Consider the following 20,896-nt stretch of genomic DNA (forward strand, 5'->3'; position numbering starts at 1 on the left):
AACAAGTTGAATAAATGGAATTTGCTCAACTAGGCGATTCGAGAGATATTTTAGCCATCCAGACTTCTTAAATTTATGTGCAAGGAATAATAACTATGGCAACGACTAAGACTCATATCCTCGGCTATCCACGTGTTGGTGAGAAACGAGAACTAAAATTTGCGCAGGAAAAATATTGGCGAGGTGAAATTTCACAGCAAGAGCTTAAGGAAGTGGGCAGCGAATTAAGACAGCGCCATTGGAAAGATCAAACAGAGAGTGGGCTGAGCTATGTAGCAGCAGGTGATTTTGCATGGTACGACCATGTATTGACGACCAGTTTACTATTGGGGAATGTCCCTTCACGACATAAAGAAGGTTTCCCAGATCTCGATACACTGTTCCGCGTTGGTCGCGGTCAGTCACAATCCAGTTGTGGTTGCGGCTCTGCAGCATCCGACATGACGAAGTGGTTCAACACTAATTACCACTACATTGTTCCTGAATTTAGCAGCGATGCTTCATTTGAAGTGAGCTGGCCGCAGCTTTTTGAAGAAGTAAACGAAGCTATTCAAGCTGGACATGAAGTAAAACCAGTTCTTCTTGGCCCGGTAAGTTACCTGTTCTTGGGTAAAGAAGTTGAAGAGGGGTTTGATCGCCTTACACTCCTTCCACGCCTTCTTACGGCTTACCAAGCGATTTTAGCTAAACTGGCAGAGCTCGGTGTTGAGTGGGTACAGATTGACGAACCTATCCTTGGTCTAGAGTTAGACAAACCGTGGTTGGATTCATTTAAGCTGGCTTACCAAGTTATTCAGAGTGATGTAAAACTTCTTCTGACCACTTACTTTGATTCAGTAGAAGAACATTTCGATTACATCACCGCACTTCCAATTAACGGTGTACACGTTGATCTTTCAGCGGCACCTGAACAGCTAGAGGCGATCGTCAACAAACTGCCTGAAAACTGGGTGTTATCAGCTGGTGTGGTTAATGGACGTAACGTTTGGCGTGCAGACGTTAATGCTTGGTTGAAGAAGCTGCAACCAGTAAAAGAAAAACTGGGTGAAAATCTATGGATTGGCAGTTCTTGTTCTTTACTGCACAGCCCAATCGATCTTGAGCTTGAAACTGAGTTAACCGAAGAAGTGAAAAGCTGGTTCGCGTTTGCGAAACAAAAGCTGAGTGAGGTTAGCCTGCTTGGTGCTGCTTTAAATGGTGATGAGAAAGCCATCGCAAAATGTGAAATTTACAGCCAACCGATTGTTGCCCGTAAAACCGCGGATCATGTGAACAAGCCTCAAGTGAAAGCACGAGTTAACGCTATTACAAGTGAATTAGCTAACCGCAGTGCTCCATACGAAGAACGTGCCCATCACCAAGCAGAAGTATTGGGGTTACCTCTACTACCAACCACGACAATCGGTTCATTCCCTCAAACCAGCGAAATCCGCACGCAACGCAGTGCATTCCGCACCGGAAAATTGTCGGAAGCCGATTATGAAGCCGCGCTGAAAGGCCACATTAAAGATGCGGTCGAGCGTCAAGAAGCATTAGACCTTGATGTTCTGGTTCATGGTGAAGCCGAGCGTAACGACATGGTGGAGTATTTTGCGGAGAATTTAGCGGGTTTCCAAACGTCCAAGTTTGGCTGGGTTCAAAGTTACGGTTCTCGCTGCGTTAAACCTGCGATTGTTGTGGCTGATATAGAGCGTGAAAAGCCGATGACCGTTGAGTGGTCTACTTATGCTCAGTCTCTCACTAGTAAGCAAATGAAAGGCATGCTTACAGGACCGGTTACGATTTTGTGCTGGACGTTCCCACGTGAAGACGTTACTCGTAAAGAAATTGCGCAGCAGTTAGCATTTGCATTACGCGATGAAGTCAGTGATTTACAGGATGCGGGGATCAACATTATTCAGATTGATGAGCCTGCGATTCGCGAAGGGTTACCACTTAAGAAGCGTGACCATGAAGAGTATCTAAACTGGGCGGTTGAATCCTTTAAAATTTCTGCGGCCAGTGCAAAACCTGAAACTCAGATTCACACCCACATGTGTTACAGCGAGTTTAACGAGATCATTGAATCTGTTGCCGCGTTAGATGCCGACGTTATCACCATTGAAACTTCTCGTTCAAACATGGAATTGTTGAAAGCATTTGAAGAGTTCAACTATCCAAATGAGATTGGGCCGGGTGTATACGACATCCATTCACCAAATATTCCAACAGAAGAGTGGATGGTTGATCTACTTGAAAAGGCGGCGGCGAAAATTCCAGCAAAACGACTTTGGGTGAACCCAGACTGCGGATTAAAAACACGTAACTGGGAAGAAACTGAAGCATCACTTAAAAACATGGTCAATGCGGCTAAAACATTGCGTACTCAATGGCAATAACAACCGCTCATATAGTCTAACCAAACGGTAAAAAGCCCCTGCTCAATGAGCAGGGGCTTTCTGTTAACTTTTGCTGTATCTTTTACCGCGTTTCATTACAAAACATGTTGAATAAAACTCTGGTTAGTTTACCCAGTCTCTAAGCGTAAAGGTAATTTGGTGCTTGTCGTTTTTGAGAGTCAATGTGTCTTTTGTTAGAGTAACATCGCTCCACTCTCCTAATGCATCTGACATCACCTGTTCGGTGTCCATCATTTCATCGGAGCACATCATCATGGTCATGCCCATATTTTCAACACGGAACTGCCCATCTTTTAATTCGCCTTGCCCAAAGTAACCATTGCAACCAGCGAAACCATTAACAGTCAACTTTTCACCGACTTCAATGCTAGGGTGTTTACTGTGTTCCGGTTTTACGTAGTCTTGTCCATCCACCTGAGTCAGAATCCAGTGATGATGTTGTAAATCCTCTTTGGTTACCACCGATGCATCTCCGTTGCTGGTACAAGCTGCCAAAATAACAGGTAAAGCGATAAGAGCGAGTTGCTTTTTCATTCGAAGCTCCAAGAAGTGTTTTCAAAATCCCGTGCAGTATAATCAACAAGTTCAGTTTCTTGTCAATGGAAAGTCATAATAATACTGCCAAGGGTATAAAACCATGACATTTCGTTATTCAATTTTCTTTTAGAAATCTATCTTAATTCTCTCTCAAATGGGTAGAGTATGCTGTATTGTGAGTAAAGTGTTATGATTAAGTAGTCATCGCTAAGCATAGGAGGGGATATGGAGCAGTTGGAGTTTTTCAATGTGCCGAGTCCATGTGTTCGAGTATGCACAGTTGACGAACGAGGATATTGCCAAGGATGCATGCGTAACCGGCAAGAGCGTTTCGATTGGCTGAACATGACGCCCGCTCAGCAACTCCATGTCATCAAGCTTTGTCGTCAACGCTATCGAAGAAAGATGATGAATCAGAACAAGAAAGAACAAACCTTATCGCAGATGGATGACCAAAGTCCTCAACAAAGTTTGTTCTAGCTTTATTGCTTTTAGATAAACTTAGTCCACAATTCTTACTCGAATCTGCTTTACTCTATTTTGAAGTTCGAACGCTAAGCTTTTTAGTGCCATGTCGTTCTCATTAGTAATGTATTCTTCAAGACTATTTAATAACTCAGTATGAAGAGATTGTAATACCTCTCTTTGTGTACCTTGGTAGTCGGTAAATAAGGCACCTTGTAGTTCTTCAAGCCAACGTTTGTAACTCTCACCGTGTTCTTTGAGAGAGAGAAATGTAAGTTTAGGCTCATGGATGATTGCTTCGGCTAGAAGTGGCGAAACTTCGGATGATGTTGCACCGTCCCTCTTAACCCATATTGATGTCAATGTATAAATAATTGGTATACTGACTGATTCGTCATTTTTAGATAAGTAATGTTCGATATTGGTATTGCCTTTGGACATCCATCGCTCTTTTTTCTCTTCAAAGCTTTCAGCAAGAGCCTGACTCGAAGTTGCCAGTACTAAAATTACGAACAATATGGTTGTTTTCATTTCATTTTTCCAAGTTTGAATTTGATATTTCAATATAAGCCGATTCATATTTCTCTATTTCAGAAAACAACTCATCCCTCGACGATTTGCTGCTTGTTGTCATGTAGTTTCCATCATTTAGCTTTGTATAAGATTTTCCGGGTAGTAGACAACCAAGAGTATCGTCGTGATAGTTTCCGCCATGTATAAGTATTTTAGTTCGCCCAGGCACATTCACTAATTCGTACGCTTTTGGATACTTGGCGGACGAATATTTTTTGAGCTTATACCTGCCTGCCGTTATCCTTTTGTCTGAACCTGCTACATTTGAGTCTGGCCCTCCAGGTTCCAAAAAGTACATGTTTGATGTTTGACCCTCAATTTTAAATCGGCTTAAGGTTGTATCAGTAGATTGTTTAATTCTAGTGACCTTAATAACTAGAGTTGATTTACAGAACCCAGTTTGCAGTTTTACAGGCGATTTTAGTAGAGAATTACCAATAGTTTTTGCAGTTTTCCCATTTACATCAATTCGGCCATCAGGGCGTATCAGTTTAACCACATTCTTCTGAAAGGAGATAATCGCAGCGACAGTTTTAGATTTGTCAGGATTTCTACCGACAGATCCATCTTCTTTTAGTAGTGGAATCCTCGGCAGAAGGTGGTTCAGTTTATTTAGCGAGCGTTGAACTATGATCCGCCCCAGCAGTTTTGGACACCAAGTTAAGTGAGTACAATCACTAACGAGGTGAACAATGACAACTAACAAAAAAACTAGAATTAAACATTCCCCTGAATTTAAGGCAGAAGCTTTGAAGCTATCAGAGAAAGTGGGAGTTGCTGCGGCAGCGAGGCAGCTCGGGTTGCATGAATCCCAGATCTACGGTTGGCGTAAGGCAATTAAAAAAGACACCAGTACCAGTCAGCGTGAAAGAGATCTCGCTGCCGAAGTCGCCAAGCTCAAAAGGCAATTGGCTGAGCAAGCTGAAGAGCTAGATATCGTAAAAAAGGCCGCCACCTACTTCGCGAAAAATCTAAAGTAGATTGCTATGAATTTATGCTAGAACACCTTCTGTGTTTCAATGTGGTCCGCATGGCTAAGGTGTTCGAAGTTTCACGAAGTGGGTTCTATTACTGGATTAAGCATCGCCACAAAGCCATCCAGCGTGAGGCAATACGCCAAAAGCTTGATGAAAAAGTCAAAAAAGCTTTTGACAATAGTAAGGGGCGTGATGGCTCAAGGCGCATCCAGAAAGAGCTAGCTGAGAATGGGGATAGCCGTAATGTTAAAACCATTGCCGCCAGTATGAAGCGTCAGGATTTAACGCCGAAAGCGGCACGCAAGTTTAAATGTACGACGGATAGCAAGCATAAGATGCCCGTAGCGCCGAACTTGCTAGCTCAAGACTTTAACGCAACGGCTCCGAATCAAAAATGGGCGGGAGATATCACGTATCTTGCCACGAGCGAAGGCTGGTTGTATCTGGCTGTCATCATCGACCTTTACTCACGACAAGTGATCGGTTGGTCAATGGATACGAGGATGACGGCAACTCTGGTCTGCGATGCATTATCAATGGCTCTGTTCCGTCGAGGGTTCCCTGAGCATGTTACTGTCCATAGTGATCGAGGTAGCCAGTATTGCTCAAAAGACTATAGGGACATAATAAGTGCTTATAACCTAAAACAAAGTATGAGTAGAAAAGGAAACTGTTGGGATAATGCGTGTGTTGAGAGCTTCTTCCATTCTATGAAAGTCGAGGCGATCCAATACGAACCGATCATGACAAGAAATGAGATGCGCCAAACGGTCTTCGAGTACATTGAGGTTGATTATAATCGGATGAGAAGGCACAGTGCTCTTGGGTATCTAAGCCCAGTTAACTTTGAACAGCAAAATGTCGCTTAATGAAGTGTCCAGTCTTGCTGGAGCAGATCACTAATATTATATCCCTGTAACTTTGTTGTTTCTCTGGAATACCCTTCCCTACTGGTTTTAATATTTGGAATGAAGCCATAACTTCTCTCTTAAATTGTAATTAAATTAGTATGTTACCAGCAAGGTATTATTTAGATTCAAATTTAGATTAGATATGACTCGCCTAGGTAAATGCAAAAATGTAATCGACTTTTTTGTCAGCTTTTTTGAGTGTGGACTTTTCCACCTGAAAATAATGATGTTTGACCCAAAAAAATAGCAATCAAATAATCTAGCAATAGGGATTCTTAGCGATCACTCGCAAATATTCTATAAATCACATTTACCTGTAGAAAATTGTTCCACTTCGCACAGTAATACTAGTTGCATTAACTATAGTTTTTGCGATTAGAATTCTTTGAGCAGCTTTATCTGCTATTACGCAGGTTGTCTTAGATTTCTTTTCATTTTCATTTCATCACCACGGGTTGGAGTGGTTTTGGGTGACTTTATAAATGGATGTTGAACTTTGAAGCATCTGAAAATACAAGAACAAGGAATTGACGAAAATGTTGAAGAGAACGCTGATATCGACGTTGATTGGCTGCACTATGGCGAGTAGTGCCTTTGCTATGAACGTACAACCCGATCCACAAAACCCGACAGGGTACATTGTGTCGAAAGTTGATCTGCAAGCTGCTGAAGCGGCAAAGACAGCCGATCCTATGTATGCCATATGGGCTAAGGCGTTGGAGACACGTCCGAATTCAATCGTAGAAGCGATTGATGCAGGGGTAGCAACAAACCCAGATAACGTTAAGCGAGTGGAAAGGGTCTTTCCTCGTAGTGAGTGGGACTTTCTCACTCAAATGGCTGCACCAGAGTATACGTATACCAAATTCTTAAGGGCTATTGGTAAATTCCCTGCCTTCTGTGGCGACTATACAGATGGTCGCGATGCCGATGCAATTTGTAAAAAATCCATCGTGACGGCTTTTGCCCACTTCGCACAAGAGACCGGTGGTCATATCGCAAAAGATAACGTCTGGGATAACCCATTAGCGTTGGAAGAGTGGCAACAAGCGTTAGTGCATGTTCGTGAAATGGGATGGTCTGAAGGTCAGCCGGGATATACAACAGGGTGTGGCCAAAACGATTGGCAAAACCGCCGATGGCCTTGTGCGCCAAACCAAGGGTATTTTGGTCGTGGTGCTAAACAGCTTTCGTACCACTTCAATTACGGACCATTTTCTGAGGTAATGTACGATGGCGACGCGACGGTATTGCTGAACAATCCAGCACTTGTTGCAGATACGTGGCTTAATCTTGCATCGGCAATTTGGTTCTACCTAACACCTCAAGCTCCAAAACCTGCCATGTTGCACGTTATTGACCGTACTTGGAAGCCTTCTCAGCGTGAAATCGATGCTGGAATTGGCTACGGGTTTGGTACCACCATCAATATCATCAATGGCGGTATTGAGTGTGGTGAGCAGAACAAAAACAAAGGTCAGCCAGTTAACCGAATCCGATACTGGGAAGGGCTAGCAGCGCACTACAACATCCCAATTGAAGCGGATGAGTCAAATACATGCTGGCAGCAAACCCCTTATGGAAGTTTGAATCTGAATGGTGCGACAGACGTGCTTTATACTAACTGGGAAGCAGATTTTTCATATCATGCCGATCGCCCAGAAGGTATTTCATATGAGTGTAAACTGGTTGGCTACCAAACCGCATATTCCGCACTTGTCCCTGGTGACTATGAGAAATGTGTGACTAATTTCTATTTGTCACATCAAAGTTGGCCAGAAGTACGTGTGGTGGATAAGTTAGACCCTGTCCCAACTCCAGATCCTGGTCCAGGTCCAAACCCAGATCCAAATGGGTTTATTGTTTGGGAAGCAGGGAAAACGGATGTGGGCGTTGGTGCGAAAGTGACGCATAGCGGTAAATGTTTTGTTGCTAAAAATGATCCCGGGGTTTGGGAAACTCCTACTCAGAACAACTGGTTCTGGGAAGAAGTGACTTGCCCAGTTAAGTAAGAACGTCAGAAAAAGCAAAACCCCAGCTGTTGGTAGCAGCTGGGGTTTTTAATTTTTTAGATTTTTCGGGTGGTAAATCCGAGAATCTTTATATGCAAAAGGCTGGATTTATCCGGCTAATTCCTTGGTGAGGAATTAGATGCGGATGAAGTCCATGTGCTCAACTTTTGGCTTGAACGCGTGACGTTGAACGTCTTGCGGCTTAACCTTAACTTCTGCACCGTCAATCACTAGAGTGATTGCTTCGTAGAATTCAGGCTTATCCATTTGGTTGATTAGCTCGTCGTGGTTTAGAGCGATAGAAACAGGCGCTGCTTCACCACCGTAAACGATTGCTGGGAATTTACCAGCGTGACGTAGGCGGCGGCTCGCACCCTTACCTAGTTCAGTACGTACTACTGCTTCGAATTTCATAAGATTTACTCTCAAATAGTAAAATTTAAAGTTCACCATCAACATAGCGACCTAGTCGATGATGCTAGCGCTGGATTAGCTTATACAAGTCAGTCAACAGCGAGCGCGGATACTAACATTCTGGCTTTCTTGGAGCAAGTAAATTCATACGCTATCAAGTAAGAATACTATTTTTACAGTACGATGAATGGAAAGTGAATCTTAGCCTCACCATGAGTTAATCCTCAGCTTGATAGCTTAAGCGTGACAAACAAGCAGAAGAGAGAGTGAACTTATGGAACCTATCAGCATCATCGTGATCACATTGAATGAAGAAACCCGAATAGCCAATTTGCTAAAAGACCTAAGTCAGCAGACCTATCGGAACTTTGAGGTGATTGTGGTGGATTCTAACAGTGATGATGAAACCATCAACGTCGCGTCTTCGTTTAGTGAAGATTTACCCGCCCTCACTGTACATAACATGAGGGAAAGAGGTGTCAGCTTGGGCAGGAATACCGGTGCTTCAAAAGCTAAACACAATCGACTGCTTTTTTTGGATGCAGATGTTCGATTAAGACCATCGTTCTTACAAAATGCAATAGAAAAGCTTTCTGAAACGAAGTTGGAAGTAGCCGGCGTCTATATGGGGGCAAAAGATCTTCCGTTAGCACATAAGGCGGGTTACGGGTTATTTAATGCGGGACTGTTTGTCACCCAATTTGCGTTTCCAACGGCAGTAGGTGCTTGTATTTTTTCTACCAAAAGAGCGCATACCGATCTTAATGGGTTTGATGAACAAATTACGTTGTGTGAAGACTGTGACTATGTGAAACGTGCGAGCCAAACATGGCGCTTTCGCTTCCTGCCTATGACATTTGAATTCGACCCTCGACGTTTAGATCAAGACGGCTTTGCTGCAACCGGATGGTTATATCTAAAAGCGAATGTTAGGCGATTTTTCTTTGGTGAGATGCGTAACCAAGAAATGGAGTATAAATTCGGGCATTACACTCGCTAATGGAAATGCTTACGTTATTCCTTGGCGCATTACTGGATGGACTAATAGGTCCGAATTTAATAGTAATGGGGGAGCCATTCCTACTAAGCGCAGGCTACTTACTTCAGCAGGGAAGTGCTGCAGGAGTAGGGGCTGTGCTTTTAGGGGCAATGGTTGGTGATCAGTGCAGTTATTTTATTGGTCGGAACCACGGTTATGCTATTCAACGTAAACTTATTCGCATGAAGCCAAGTTTACGTAGGGTTTTTGCACGAGCTCGGCTTCTGATGTATCGGAGAGGGGCTTGGGTGATTACTTTCGCTCGCTTACTTGGTCCTGTTGCTTGGGTCGTCCCTTTTATTGCTGGAGGAAGCAGAGTAAGTTGGCGCCGTTTTACGCTTTATGATTCCATCGGCATTATCATAGGAGTGGGGCAATTTATATTCTGGGGTTATTTGATTTCTTATGGGCTAGATTCTTTTGATCTACTCACTCAAATTCAAGTTTTTGTAAAAGAGCACATCGCACTCATTTCTCTATTGTCTGTTGTTTTTGCATTCAGCTTCTATTGGATTCGAAAAGTAGGGGCTAAAAAGGCCACGGCTAGGATCTTGGTTTTTGGTGTATTAGGGTTATTGAGTTTGAATTATTATCACTTTTTTATTCAAAGTTACCCTGCAAGTAAACCCACGGCATCAAATCATCACAATCTTGAACGGGCAGATTTCAATGTCTACCCGGGAAAAGCAGATGTATATGACGCACAGGCAATAAACCTAATATTTATCGGTGAGTCCCCCGGTACCTTGATGAACAAGATGGGGTGGATAGAGAACCGAACATTTAGTCGAAATCAGTTTAGAGTAAAAGAATATTTAACGATGTTGGATAAGAGGGTTCCTCCTATATCTGATTTGTATTGGAAAGGTGAACCGCAATGGCTGGCGTACCAACTGCCTGGTGACTTATTGAACCGAAGCCATGTGCGCTGGTGGAATGCTGGGATTAATCAAGAAATAAACCAGCCAGTATGGCTAGGGGCAATAAGCTATGATTCCGGCCTTAAGATTTCTCATTACAACGGTATTGTAACGGTACTTCACAAAATCGACCCAAACGTTGATAAAGAGCGCGATCGCTTTGCAGGGGAAGTCGAACTGAAAACGACGCTTTGGGAATCGGCCCCCTTAAAAGTGACATCTCCTAGCGTAATTAATGAATCACAAGATTACTACTCCGACGGGTTTGTTTCAGTTATACAGCCGAAAGCTTTAAATCCGTCAGCTGCACATACTCTGCTATCTAATAAAGACTAGGGTCTGTTGACCTTTCAAGATGATTTTTGCAGCAATTTGTGGGTGATTTATACAAGGCAGAGCTTATTCGGTGTAGTCGCTCTACATCAATGAGCGATAACGCAGTAGAAATAAGCCACAAATGCAGCCCGAAGGGTTCGTTTCTATGCATTTTACTCTTTGTTGCAAGGTATTTGCTTAGAGTGACTAGGCTACACACCTTGCGCCGCGATTAAAAGGCATAGAACTCGAACAAAATTTAACCACGAAAGGTCAACAGACCCTAATCTGCAGTGGAATAAAAAAGCCCTTGAGTATATTCAAGGGCTTTCGGCTAACTAGATTTTATTTTTTCGACGTGTTAACACGAGTAAGAATAATCCAAACAAAGCGAGCATCGAGGTGGAACCACCGCTGGAACCACTTGCTTCAATCTGTTTTTGGGTTGGAGCCGAATCACTTCCGTCTGGCATTCCGTCGTTGTCAGTGTCAGGATCCATTGGATTTGTTTTCGCGATGTATTCGCCCAAATTTGTTAGAGAGTCTCCATCAGCATCCCCAGTAGCATCAGCAGCATCCGTTGGATCGAGATTATTATCGTGTTCCCATTTGTCCGGCATGCTATCACCGTCAGAATCTGATTTGTTCGGGTTGGATTTTATCTCAAATTCCTGCAATGCATTTAATCCATCATTGTCTTCGTCTGACCTTGCATCGGATTCTAAAAGAGGATTCAGATTGTGTTCTACTTCCCAGCCATCTGGAAGAAGGTCTGAGTCAGAATCAGATTTCGTTGGGTCCGAACCTACAACATTAATCTCTTCACTGTCACTGAGTAAATCACTATCGCTGTCGGAATTTTGTGGGTTTGTTTGGTGAACGTATTCATCATGGTTTGATAGCGTGTCAGAATCGGCATCAGAATCTCGATCGGATGGATCGTTTGGATTTAAACCATTTTTATATTCCCAACCATCTGGAATGTCGTCGTTATCGGTGTCATGAATTGTTGGATTACTATGGGAATCATTGAGTTCTATATAATCAGAAAGACCGTCATTATCGCTATCCGATAAATTCGGATTTGTACCAACATTGTGTTCTTCTAAGTTGGTTAAGTTATCATTGTCACTATCTAAGCTAGCATCGCCTGCGTTTTGCGGGTCATAGCCATATTTGTTTTCCCATGAATCACTCATCCCGTCAGAATCTGAGTCGGTCGCAACAAATTTAACGTTATCAATCCATGCAGAATCAAATCCAGAAGACAGGGAGTAATCTTTAGAGAATTTGAAGTGAAGAGTGTTGAATCCTTCCTGAACGGCAATAGTTACACTCTCTGAGTGATAACCCGATTTCTTAATCACCAAACTATCGTTTAAGTACATTTCAAAGTAGTCGAAATATTCTTCAGATTCGACTCTATAATCAAATGTTAATATGCCCGAAGCAAAGATATTTGAAAATGTGACCTGTGATGATTGGTTATCTTTAATGTCATCAGAGACAAAACTTGCCACTCCATGAGTGTTGTTGGAATTTGAAATAATCCAGCCTTTGGTTGCCTCGGTTGGTGTGCTCCAACCAATTGGTGAACCATTTTCAAAAGATTCATGGAGGGTTGATAGTAAAGGTGGATAAGAGTAGGCATCGTTCGCTTTCGTACCCATTTGATATTCTTGGCTATTTGTGAAGCCATCGGAATCTAAATCTAAAACTGCATCGGCAGAGTCTAATGGATCCAGACCGATATTTTTTTCCCAACCATCAGGTAAACCATCAGAGTCAGAATCTACATCGTTTGGTTTTGTTCCAATTCTGACCTCTTCACCATCATTGATACCGTCACCGTCAGTGTCTGGAACTAGTGGGTTAGTTTTATATGAAAACTCTTGCAAATTTGTTAAGGCATCACTGTCACCATCCAGTTCAGCATCATTTGCACTCGTTTCATTCAACCCATAAGTGATTTCCCATGTGTTAGGCATGCCATCGCCATCTGTATCAATTGGTATATCGTCGCAAATGACACCTACCTGTTGAAATGATTCAAAGGCTTTTTGCCAGTCATACCCTTTGTCTCTGGCTGCCAAAATTACTCCACATGCGCCTTCGACATATGTGGTACTGGGGGTCCAATAAAATCGATTGGCATCCACATAGGCAGTGAATGCTTTTTGAATATTCCATCCAGTCGAGTTTGTGAGTAAGTAAAAAGCTCGGTTGAATACCCCACTGCTGTAGTGAACATCAAGACCGTCGTAATAGTTATCGGCATGACCTATAGAGCTGCCATCTCTGGTAGGATCTTCTAAATATCGAAGTGCCTGCCCCGTCGCTTTGAATATCGTTTCTCCGACCAGCCAATCATTGCTGCCCGTCATAAAGTACTCTGCCGCTTCGCCAGCCACATCTGAAAACGATTCGTTAATACCTCCAGATTGGTTTGAGTAGATAAGACCGCTGTTTTGCTCGGTAAACCCGTGGGACACTTCATGTGCGACGACATCGAGGCTGACCAGTGGGTAAAAGCGACTGGCACCATCCCCAAAGGTCATTCTTTGACCATCCCAGAACGCGTTTTCGTAGCCGTTACCGTAATGGACTCGCATCTCGAGCTTTTGGCTCAATGGAGAAAGTTGGAACCAATCGTTATATAGGTCAAATACAACCCCACCAAAATAGTGAGCGTCGTTTAATGGTGAATACGCGCCATTAATTTCTTTATCATTGTTTGTTGAGCAAGTAAAAGAATGAACCGAGCCTCCATATTTGGAGTGGTTCATGTTAAGAGTTCTAACCCGATCGTTTTCTAGTAAGCACTCAGTTCCATTTTGAGTCACTTCTAGGTGGTTGTATTCTGTGCCGTAATTGTATCGCCCCGTTTTTAGATTCCCACCAGGACCGCTTGCTTGGGCATGTGTCATGGAATTCCACGCTTCGATAACTTTTCCTTGCTTATTTACAAACGCGTTGAAACGAATAGGGTTTGCTACGTGACCATAAGGTGTCGCGATGAACGTAACGTGTTTAACCTCGAATGCTTGTTGTTCTTTTAATGCAATGGTGGTGAGGCTATTCTCGCGCTCAAAAGTCCATAACTTTCCTTTTGCAAAATGGGCATCAAAATACGCTTTTGCTAAGTTCTTTGCTTCTAAATCAGTCAGACTACGAAGAAGTGCGCCTGATTGAACATCTTGATTTGCCCCGACTAATACTTGCCCACCTAACCAATAGACACCTTGGTCATCAATATGGATTGATACCTGTTTGCCATACACAGGCACACCGTTGATCGTTTGAACGTACCTTTGATGAAGTTGTCCAGAAGATGAACGTACACTTTTTAATAGTTGGAACTCTTCATTATCCGAAAGTGCGTAAACCTTTTTGAGTTCAGATAAAACTGCGTTACTGCTCGACGTGACATTGACCGTCTGCTGAACTCCTTGAGTACTTGATAAAGCATTCTGTTTCTGTAAATGGTGTAAGCTCAGAGAAACAGAATTTGCAGCGATTGCGTTAGGGAAGTAGGAAACGGGTAAAATCGAAGCGCAAAGTGCGATAACAATTTTATTAGGGCGCATATTTAACTTTTTTGTAGGCGAGGTTTGCCCAGCATACTTAAACACGGTGAAATATCCTTTTCCTGCATTTTGAAAATGCAGTTTTAACTAGCCAATATATAGTTTGTCTTCCTGACGGGCAGAACACGAAGAATGTGTTTCTAAATGCAATTTACATTAAATATATGTGTATGGATCGTTGTTTATAGAATAACTTGTTGTTTTTGTTGTAATGTTTTCGACTTCATTTTTATATTCGACCTATTTAATGACATTAGATTTGTCAAAGCAATGACTTTCTAGATACCACGTGATCTCAACAGGCAAGTATTGGATATTGGGACTAAAACCAATAAGTACTTAAGTGTTTTATAGTACTTATTGGCTTGATTTAAGCTAGGGTAAGCCCTATTCAGAGTACTGATTGAAACTAGGCGTGCTTATTGCAAATTTCTGGTGGACTTCCATGTACGTACTGAGATAGATCTCATCGATTTTTTCTGCACTTGGGAATTGGGTTGAAAAATCAGGGTGTGCCAAGTCTATCGATAGTTTTGCTGCATTTACGATATGAGCAAGGAACATTCTTGGATCTTCTAATCCAACAGAAATTCGCATCGTCGTGGGGGTGATACCTGCGTCTTCTTGCGCTTTTTCTGAGAGTTCTGAATGCGTTGTCATGGCGGGGCAGAGCGCCACCGTATTCGTCTGCCCAAGGCTGACCTGCATCCCTATCGCGGGTTCTAACATATCGAAAAATTGCTTATAGACGTCTAGGCTTATAGCTTCACGACTGTCACCTCCTTCCATATCGATAGTAAACAAGGAGGCGGGTAACGATAAATGCATATTTTCCTTGAGAATAGGGTAGTTAGGGCTGCTTTCTAATCCAGGACAAGACACGTTAATATCAGGGTGAGCATCAAATACTCGCGCTAGTGCCAGTGTGTTCACGGACTTTTGAATCACTCGCAATTCAAATGTCTTCATACCGTTCAACACTTCAAATGCTTTATCTGCATCGAGAAAAGCGCCTTTCACGTAGTAAACATTCCAAAAAAGGGTTTCATCCCAGTTGCGTTGGCGAATTTTGCCATTGGCAGTCTTGTAGCTAACAGAGTCGCCTTTGGGGATGAACATTTCTTCATTACGCCCAATGACCACACCCGCTGTCGTGGTTCCTGAGCCTGCTAGTTCTTTTGTGTATGAATGGATAACAAAATCCGGTCGCTCTATGGGATCGTCTTTCTTTAAAACTGGGTGTAAAAAAGGTGTACCAACAGTGGTATCGACTATCACCATCCAGTTACGCTGATGAGCGGCTCTAGATATACCAGCAACGTCGAGCACGTAGCCGTGTGGGTTACATGGACTTTCTAAATAAATATAAATTTGTTTGCCAGCTTGGATTCTGTCTGAGTATTTTTCTGCGACCGTATCCATAGCTTTGGAAAAGTCGCTAGCTTCATAGCCATCTACCCACTCAATAGCGACATCCAGATTAGAAGATTTTCGGTACCAATCGTGTAATAACTGGTATGAGCCGCCATATATATTTCGGGAAGCGATAACGATGTCTTCTCGACCGAGAGTATGGCTAAGTAGCCCATCAATCGCAGCCATTCCGGAGTTAAAATTCCAAGCTAGATATTGATCTGCATTTGTTCCAGCTTCGATATCAACGATGTGATTCGCCAAACTGATCGAGGTTGGATTAAGTAGGCGAGAATAAATTTCATGCAATGGCTCTCTGCCATTGAACGCATCTTCGACCCATTCGGTACAGGCAAATAGGTACGTTGCCGTTCGAGTAATAACAGGGCTTGCTGAAAAAATGGCGGCAACATTATCAAAGATTGGGTATGCCCCTTTAGCCGCAAAATGGCCGTTATTCGTTGCGATGGATTGATAAGTGGCGCGCATTGGGTTTTGAAGGTTATCTAGGATTTTCGCCAGCTGAAATGAGAGAAACCTTTTGGCGTTAAACCATGCAATTCTGTCGCTTTTATCTAAATCGGTTAACCCTTCCATGGTGATTGCCCATAAATCATGGGTTTTGCTGTTTGCGTTATATAGGGTTGTCGCGAGTTCTACAAGTGTTCGCCCGTATTCGGTTTCGACATCAATCCCAAAATGTTCGGCTTGTTCTATGGCAAGCGCAAAAGCCCCATCTTCAGATGTTGAGTTTCTTAAAGGACTGAGTTGTTTTTCAGGGTTCATAAAGCATCCTTGCACGGTTTGGTTAACATATTGTTAATTTTAAGTGCATGCTCTGGGTGAATGATTGCAATATATGCTCTAAATTAATCATTAGTTAGCAGGAATTTTTAATTCAGAGTGATATTGAGCAACTTATGGATAGCATTGATAAAAAGATATTGAATGAATTACAAAGAGATGGTCGGCTAACAAATCAAGAATTGGCCGATAGGGTATCGTTATCGCCTTCCCCATGTTTAAGAAGGGTAAGGGCACTTGAAAAAGAAGGGTTATTACAGGGGTATCATGCTCACGTAGACCAAGAAAAGTGTGGGTTACCAATCAATGTTTTTGTGCTAGTTAAGTTAGAAAAACCGACGGAAGATAACATCCGCCAGTTTGAGGCGATGGTACAAGATATGGAGGAGGTGATGGAATGTTTCTTAATGACGGGCAGTCACGACTATCTCTTACGTGTGGTCAGCCACTCTTTACAGACTTACGAAAGGTTTATCCGTAAAGAGTTGACTTGCTTACCGCATATTGAGTCGATAGAGTCCAGCTTTGCGTTCGGACAGGTTAAAAAGCAATTTGCGCTGCCTATTCGTTAACGCTTTTTCTGATTCGTACACAAGTTTATGATCAGTTTGGCTTTTGTGCCGCCCGAATCGCTGTCTTCCAAAATAAGCTGCCCTCGGTAACTGTGTGCCATTTCTTGAACGATATTTAAGCCCAATCCTGATCCTGGTGTTTCCTCATCGAGGCGAACTCCTCGTTTCATGACAAGATCTTTCTTTTCATCCGGAATTCCCGGACCATTATCTTCAACAACCAATGCCACTTGAGTGTCGGAAACGGGTTCTGAATAGACGCGGATCTGTGATTTTGCCCATTTGTAACCATTCTCAAGTAAGTTACCCAGCATTTCATCCATATCTGTTGCTTCAACTGCAACTTTTAAGTCTGAGTTTAACTCGTTGATAAGTAGGATTTCTCTGTCTGCGAATACTTTATCAAATGCGATGGAAATCGCATCGACTTGGTCACTTGGTTGGCAACTAACAGCCAAAATATGCATTGATCCCGCCATTCGAGCGCGCCCTAAGTGGTAATCAATTTGCTGTTGCAAGTTGGAAAGGGAGGGGTCGAGTTTTTCTTTGGTATCCGCATCGAGTTGAGATACTTCGTTTTTAAGTACGGAAATGGGTGTTTTTAATGCGTGAGACAAATTGCCCGCGTGATTTCGAGCTCGCTGCAATAATTCCTGATAGTGGAAAAGCAAGGCATTCAAATCCGACGTTAAAGGCTGAACCTCTTTCGGGTAGTTGTTTTCTAGGGAGTTTTGCTCACCTGAGCGCAGCTTATGTAACTCTTTTTGCATTTTCCCAAGAGGTCGGAGCGACCAAGAAACTTGAAGACCAATTAGAATTAGGATGCCGACAAAAAGCAACATAAGCACCAGAGATATCTGACCCATTAAAGCGTGAAGCGTATCTTCTAGCGGCTGCTCATCTAACCCTACAGTGATGGTTATAGGTTCTGAAAAATCGGGTAAGTAAATGTTTCTTTGGATATATACGAGTTTTTCGCCATTCGCCCCTCTTGCACCTTTGAAGCGCTTAAAGGTGATTAATTGGTCCCATAATGAGCGCGAACGCATGACTTGGTTTTCAGTGACAGCCATCCAATACAAGCCACTGTATGGGCGGTTAAACCGAGGGTCAGATAGCCTAAACGGCATGACCATTCTGCCGTGCATATCCACATCAATGTTGGCTGTGAGCTCGTCCAGAGATAGGCTGAGTTGCTGTCGAATATCTTCTTCTAGGTAATCTTTGATTAGATTGGGAATAAGAAGACCAGCTGAAAATACCATTAATCCTAACCAAATAACCGCCCCTGCAAGAAGGCGGTTTCTTAGGCTTAAGTGGCGTACAAAAGCGGGTTTAATTAGCATTCAGTTGATACCCAAGTCCACGCACTGTTTTTATTACATTTGGCGCGATCTTTTTGCGAATTCGTCCAATAAAAACTTCGATGGTATTGGAGTCTCTGTCGAAGTCTTGTTTATATATATGCTCAACCAGTTCTGTTCTAGAAATCACTTTTTCTGCGTTGTGCATAAAGTAGGCAACAACTTTGTATTCAAGTGCAGTCAGGCTAATGGCTTGTCCTTGCCACAATACTTTGGAGGTGCGTGTGTCTAAGCTTAAATCACCAACTTGCATAATAGGCGATGCATTGCCAGAAGCGCGGCGCAGTTGGGCGCGTATACGAGCAATCAATTCAACCATTTCAAAAGGCTTAGTTAAGTAATCGTCTGCGCCGGCATTCAAGCCTTCAACACGTTGAGATAAGGTATCGCGAGCACTGAGAATAATGACAGGGGTATTTATATTCTCATCGCGTATACCTTTAAGCACCGTTAGGCCATCCAATTTGGGTAGCCCAAGATCCAATACGATCATGTCCCACTCTTCGGATGTGGCTCTGTACAAGGCATCAATCCCATCTTCTGATAATTCCGGAACCCAGCCAGCCTGCTCAAGCGTTTCAATAATTTGCTCGCCTAAACGAGGCTCATCTTCTACTACGAGTACTTTCATTTTGGTTACTTCTTATTTTGCTTTATGACTTGATTGAGGTTTCTTCCCTTGATTTGCATTAGCTCAAGGGTGCTCGCGTCGTATTCAACTTTAATGACATTGTTATCGTGTACTAGCCGGAGCTCATATATCCATTGGTCATCATCTTCGTCTAACTCGACTTTAATTACACGACCATTTAGTTGATTTTCAACTGCCTGATACAAGGCAGAAAATGGTTGAATACGTCCTGCTTGAACAGCTTCATAGACGTCATCCTGATCTTCATCTATTTCAATTCGAGTCCCGTCGTGAGGAACGTCGATCACAATTGAATTTGGAGATTTATCTTGGAAAGCATAGACCTGACTTACCCCGAGTGGGAGCAGAAGCAGAGCGATAGCTGCAATAGGATGTCGAAACATAGACTTACCTTAAAAGCGATAACTGTAAAGGAGTATAAACAAGTAAAAATGAATAGAAAGTGAACTTAGGCATGACAACAACAATCTGCCAAATTTGAGAATCAATGACGAGTTTGAAGAGAAGCGTGAAGCAAAATGTGGAGCAAAACAGGGTGCGTTAATAGGCTGGTTTCGAATGACCTTTAAGAATAGCGCTAGCGCGCTTTTTTATCTCGGTAAACGCGTTTACGTTTATAAGCGATAACCGCAAAGATAATAAGAGCATTAAGCGCGAGCATTTCCTGCGCTTCTGGTATTTTTCCATAGACAAAAGCAAACGCAATTGCGACTGCAATAAAAGCAGCCAGCTTTCTGAAAAGATTGATAAATTGGCTCAAAGTACCCTCGAATAAAAACAGATTACAAAAAAAGCCCGCGTATGGCGGGCAAAAAAAGATACTTCAATCATAATCGCAGGACGCCTATGAAAAGCGTGCCTAACCGCATATTGCTTAGTTTCTTTTTATCTTTCAATCAATCCGATTAAACAAGTTGGGCAATCAATTCAAACTGACCATTCGGATGATGGATGTGCGGTTATTTTACGTGCAAGATTTTATTGAGTCTTTACTCATTTACTCAATTGTTTATGAATCTTACACTTTCTTACAGATATACTTTTTTATCATACCTATTCTTTATATGCAACATTGTTTCTATGGAGTGCATTGCCTTGGAAACACTAATGGGAATAGCGGATTTAAAGGGATGGAGTACGAAAACAGGAGTAGGGGATAGGTGATAATTCTCTATCACTGGAACGAGTTCATCACCCTCATTAATGAGAATGTCCGGAATCAAACCAATGCCGATTCCTTTCGATATCAGCGATTTTGTTTGATAAATGGTATTGGTGCGATGTGTCGGTGTAAACACGAACTCCTGAGATACACCAGTTTGGTTATGAGTCATTTTATGAACAATCTTTTGCCCCTGCCAATGGTTAGCCACGTAAGGTGATTCGTGTGAGTGAGTGCTCTCTTTCTTAGATCTGCATAAGACGTCTGTAAATTCCCCGATTCTTTTTTGTTTGTAGCTACTGTCTTTAGAAAGACCGACTCGAACTGCTAAATCAATATCATGTTCCATTAGGTCGAGTTGTTGTTCACCCATACAACATAGGAAATACGAAGATGTCCCAAGAAACTCTAGATGCCTGTAAAGCAGGGATCATGGCTTGGCAAAATGCGTTCAATCAAGGAGATGCAGAAGGTTACGCTTCTCAATATGCCGAGAGTACAGAAATGGTGGCTAAGCCATTCGGCATATTTAAAGGAAGAGATGAGATAGAAACGTTTTGGGCAAATCTCATTGGTCAGGGTTTTACTGAGGTCGAATATTCCAATATAGATTGGCAACCAGAAGGAGAGGATGGCTATATTTTGACTGCACAGTGGCAGATGAACAAAGCCTATAGTGTGTTTCATCGTGAGCATTGGCAGATCCAAGCCGACGGCAAGGCAAGGTTGGTTTACGACGAATTTGAAGTGCTCGGTGAACGCTAGATCTGAATGGTAAGA

At 42.6% G+C, this 20,896-nt stretch carries 19 protein-coding genes; 8 read left to right on the plus strand and 11 right to left on the minus strand.

The genetic code is table 11. The features are described 5' to 3' along the window. The first annotated feature begins 95 nt into the window (after nucleotides 1-95). Complete coding sequence (gene metE, locus LDO37_RS06170; protein WP_126608774.1) at nucleotides 96-2,378, plus strand: 5-methyltetrahydropteroyltriglutamate--homocysteine S-methyltransferase; 2,283 nt, start codon at nucleotides 96-98, stop codon at nucleotides 2,376-2,378. A 123-nt stretch (nucleotides 2,379-2,501) separates the two neighbouring features. On the opposite strand, the gene LDO37_RS06175 is transcribed toward metE, so the two are convergent. Next, nucleotides 2,502-2,945 carry an META domain-containing protein gene (locus tag LDO37_RS06175; RefSeq protein ID WP_185829873.1) on the minus strand — a complete coding sequence of 148 codons (444 nt, stop codon included), beginning with the start codon at nucleotides 2,943-2,945 and terminating at the stop codon, nucleotides 2,502-2,504. Nucleotides 2,946-3,161: 216 nt separating this feature from the next. Here LDO37_RS06175 and LDO37_RS06180 point away from each other — a divergent pair, with 216 nt between their 5' ends. Next, entirely contained in the window at nucleotides 3,162-3,416 is a 255-nt protein-coding gene (locus tag LDO37_RS06180) for a DUF1289 domain-containing protein (RefSeq protein ID WP_126608776.1), read from the plus strand. A gap of 21 nt (nucleotides 3,417-3,437) precedes the next feature. Here LDO37_RS06180 and LDO37_RS06185 read toward each other — a convergent pair whose 3' ends face one another. Together LDO37_RS06185 and LDO37_RS06190 are read right to left on the minus strand one after the other, a co-directional pair. Beyond that, nucleotides 3,438-3,932: a hypothetical protein gene (locus LDO37_RS06185; protein ID WP_126608777.1), complete on the minus strand. Its 495-nt coding sequence runs from the start codon at nucleotides 3,930-3,932 to the stop codon at nucleotides 3,438-3,440. A gap of 1 nt (nucleotide 3,933) precedes the next feature. Continuing rightward, a complete protein-coding gene (locus LDO37_RS06190) occupies nucleotides 3,934-4,473 on the minus strand; it encodes a DUF5675 family protein (protein WP_224055361.1) in 540 nt (179 codons plus the stop codon). Nucleotides 4,474-4,666: 193 nt separating this feature from the next. Between LDO37_RS06190 and LDO37_RS06195 the strand changes: the two genes are divergently transcribed. Further along, nucleotides 4,667-5,820, plus strand: a protein-coding gene (locus tag LDO37_RS06195) for an IS3 family transposase (RefSeq protein ID WP_224055256.1) whose coding sequence is annotated in 2 segments (ribosomal slippage) — nucleotides 4,667-4,913 and nucleotides 4,913-5,820 — 1,155 coding nt in all. Because the reading frame shifts where the segments join, the coding sequence is not laid out codon by codon here. 578 nt (nucleotides 5,821-6,398) lie between these two features. Beyond that, the gene (locus tag LDO37_RS06200) at nucleotides 6,399-7,874 is read left to right on the plus strand and encodes a chitinase (RefSeq protein ID WP_126606952.1); all 1,476 of its coding nucleotides are present in this window, start codon (nucleotides 6,399-6,401) and stop codon (nucleotides 7,872-7,874) included. 135 nt (nucleotides 7,875-8,009) lie between these two features. On the opposite strand, the gene rplY is transcribed toward LDO37_RS06200, so the two are convergent. Beyond that, complete coding sequence (rplY, locus tag LDO37_RS06205; RefSeq protein ID WP_101112184.1) at nucleotides 8,010-8,288, minus strand: 50S ribosomal protein L25; 279 nt, start codon at nucleotides 8,286-8,288, stop codon at nucleotides 8,010-8,012. A 274-nt stretch (nucleotides 8,289-8,562) separates the two neighbouring features. On the opposite strand from rplY, the gene LDO37_RS06210 reads away from it, so the two are divergent. Further along, nucleotides 8,563-9,288, plus strand: a complete 726-nt coding sequence (locus LDO37_RS06210) for a glycosyltransferase family 2 protein (RefSeq protein WP_126606953.1) — start codon at nucleotides 8,563-8,565, stop codon at nucleotides 9,286-9,288. Nucleotides 9,289-9,293: 5 nt separating this feature from the next. Then, nucleotides 9,294-10,583, plus strand: coding sequence for an LssY C-terminal domain-containing protein (locus tag LDO37_RS06215; RefSeq protein WP_224055362.1), 1,290 nt, complete (start codon nucleotides 9,294-9,296; stop codon nucleotides 10,581-10,583). A gap of 317 nt (nucleotides 10,584-10,900) precedes the next feature. Here LDO37_RS06215 and LDO37_RS30320 read toward each other — a convergent pair whose 3' ends face one another. Further along, nucleotides 10,901-14,194 (minus strand): M4 family metallopeptidase, encoded by a 3,294-nt coding sequence (locus LDO37_RS30320; RefSeq protein WP_126606956.1) that lies wholly within the window; start codon nucleotides 14,192-14,194, stop codon nucleotides 10,901-10,903. 342 nt (nucleotides 14,195-14,536) lie between these two features. Beyond that, nucleotides 14,537-16,348 carry a trans-sulfuration enzyme family protein gene (locus LDO37_RS06235; RefSeq protein WP_126606957.1) on the minus strand — a complete coding sequence of 604 codons (1,812 nt, stop codon included), beginning with the start codon at nucleotides 16,346-16,348 and terminating at the stop codon, nucleotides 14,537-14,539. 134 nt (nucleotides 16,349-16,482) lie between these two features. Here LDO37_RS06235 and LDO37_RS06240 point away from each other — a divergent pair, with 134 nt between their 5' ends. After that, nucleotides 16,483-16,938 carry an Lrp/AsnC family transcriptional regulator gene (locus LDO37_RS06240; protein WP_101112193.1) on the plus strand — a complete coding sequence of 152 codons (456 nt, stop codon included), beginning with the start codon at nucleotides 16,483-16,485 and terminating at the stop codon, nucleotides 16,936-16,938. Here the strand turns inward: LDO37_RS06240 and LDO37_RS06245 are convergent. The 5 genes from LDO37_RS06245 to LDO37_RS06265 all read right to left on the minus strand — a co-directional run bounded on the left by LDO37_RS06245 (nucleotide 16,935) and on the right by LDO37_RS06265 (nucleotide 20,489). Continuing rightward, complete coding sequence (locus LDO37_RS06245) at nucleotides 16,935-18,284, minus strand: ATP-binding protein (RefSeq protein WP_126606958.1); 1,350 nt, start codon at nucleotides 18,282-18,284, stop codon at nucleotides 16,935-16,937. The genes LDO37_RS06240 and LDO37_RS06245 overlap by 4 nt on opposite strands. Next, on the minus strand, nucleotides 18,274-18,933 hold the full coding sequence (locus LDO37_RS06250) for a response regulator transcription factor (protein ID WP_126606959.1): 660 nt from the start codon (nucleotides 18,931-18,933) through the stop codon (nucleotides 18,274-18,276). Before LDO37_RS06250 ends, LDO37_RS06245 begins: the two co-directional genes overlap by 11 nt. A 5-nt stretch (nucleotides 18,934-18,938) precedes the next feature. Beyond that, on the minus strand, nucleotides 18,939-19,337 hold the full coding sequence (locus LDO37_RS06255; protein WP_126606960.1) for a PepSY domain-containing protein: 399 nt from the start codon (nucleotides 19,335-19,337) through the stop codon (nucleotides 18,939-18,941). Nucleotides 19,338-19,531: 194 nt separating this feature from the next. Then, entirely contained in the window at nucleotides 19,532-19,714 is a 183-nt protein-coding gene (locus tag LDO37_RS06260) for a hypothetical protein (protein WP_126606961.1), read from the minus strand. Nucleotides 19,715-19,982: 268 nt separating this feature from the next. Beyond that, the gene (locus LDO37_RS06265) at nucleotides 19,983-20,489 is read right to left on the minus strand and encodes a type 2 periplasmic-binding domain-containing protein (protein WP_126606073.1); all 507 of its coding nucleotides are present in this window, start codon (nucleotides 20,487-20,489) and stop codon (nucleotides 19,983-19,985) included. Between the two features lie 20 nt (nucleotides 20,490-20,509). On the opposite strand from LDO37_RS06265, the gene LDO37_RS06270 reads away from it, so the two are divergent. Beyond that, complete coding sequence (locus LDO37_RS06270) at nucleotides 20,510-20,881, plus strand: YybH family protein (RefSeq protein WP_126606072.1); 372 nt, start codon at nucleotides 20,510-20,512, stop codon at nucleotides 20,879-20,881. Nucleotides 20,882-20,896 lie beyond the last annotated feature (15 nt).

This window comes from Vibrio penaeicida, from assembly GCF_019977755.1.
GTDB lineage: Bacteria > Pseudomonadota > Gammaproteobacteria > Enterobacterales > Vibrionaceae > Vibrio > Vibrio penaeicida.

What these genes read in the sequence shown, in the direction of transcription:
- metE (WP_126608774.1), top strand. Translation starts at nt 96, where the DNA reads ATGGCAACGACTAAGACTCATATCCTCGGCTATCCACGTGTTGGTGAG.
- LDO37_RS06180 (WP_126608776.1), top strand. Translation starts at nt 3,162, where the DNA reads ATGGAGCAGTTGGAGTTTTTCAATGTGCCGAGTCCATGTGTTCGAGTA.
- LDO37_RS06185 (WP_126608777.1), bottom strand. Translation starts at nt 3,932, where the DNA reads ATGAAAACAACCATATTGTTCGTAATTTTAGTACTGGCAACTTCGAGT.
- LDO37_RS06200 (WP_126606952.1), top strand. Translation starts at nt 6,399, where the DNA reads ATGTTGAAGAGAACGCTGATATCGACGTTGATTGGCTGCACTATGGCG.
- rplY (WP_101112184.1), bottom strand. Translation starts at nt 8,288, where the DNA reads ATGAAATTCGAAGCAGTAGTACGTACTGAACTAGGTAAGGGTGCGAGC.
- LDO37_RS06210 (WP_126606953.1), top strand. Translation starts at nt 8,563, where the DNA reads ATGGAACCTATCAGCATCATCGTGATCACATTGAATGAAGAAACCCGA.
- LDO37_RS06215 (WP_224055362.1), top strand. Translation starts at nt 9,294, where the DNA reads ATGCTTACGTTATTCCTTGGCGCATTACTGGATGGACTAATAGGTCCG.
- LDO37_RS06235 (WP_126606957.1), bottom strand. Translation starts at nt 16,348, where the DNA reads ATGAACCCTGAAAAACAACTCAGTCCTTTAAGAAACTCAACATCTGAA.
- LDO37_RS06240 (WP_101112193.1), top strand. Translation starts at nt 16,483, where the DNA reads ATGGATAGCATTGATAAAAAGATATTGAATGAATTACAAAGAGATGGT.
- LDO37_RS06245 (WP_126606958.1), bottom strand. Translation starts at nt 18,284, where the DNA reads ATGCTAATTAAACCCGCTTTTGTACGCCACTTAAGCCTAAGAAACCGC.
- LDO37_RS06250 (WP_126606959.1), bottom strand. Translation starts at nt 18,933, where the DNA reads ATGAAAGTACTCGTAGTAGAAGATGAGCCTCGTTTAGGCGAGCAAATT.
- LDO37_RS06255 (WP_126606960.1), bottom strand. Translation starts at nt 19,337, where the DNA reads ATGTTTCGACATCCTATTGCAGCTATCGCTCTGCTTCTGCTCCCACTC.
- LDO37_RS06265 (WP_126606073.1), bottom strand. Translation starts at nt 20,489, where the DNA reads ATGGGTGAACAACAACTCGACCTAATGGAACATGATATTGATTTAGCA.
- LDO37_RS06270 (WP_126606072.1), top strand. Translation starts at nt 20,510, where the DNA reads ATGTCCCAAGAAACTCTAGATGCCTGTAAAGCAGGGATCATGGCTTGG.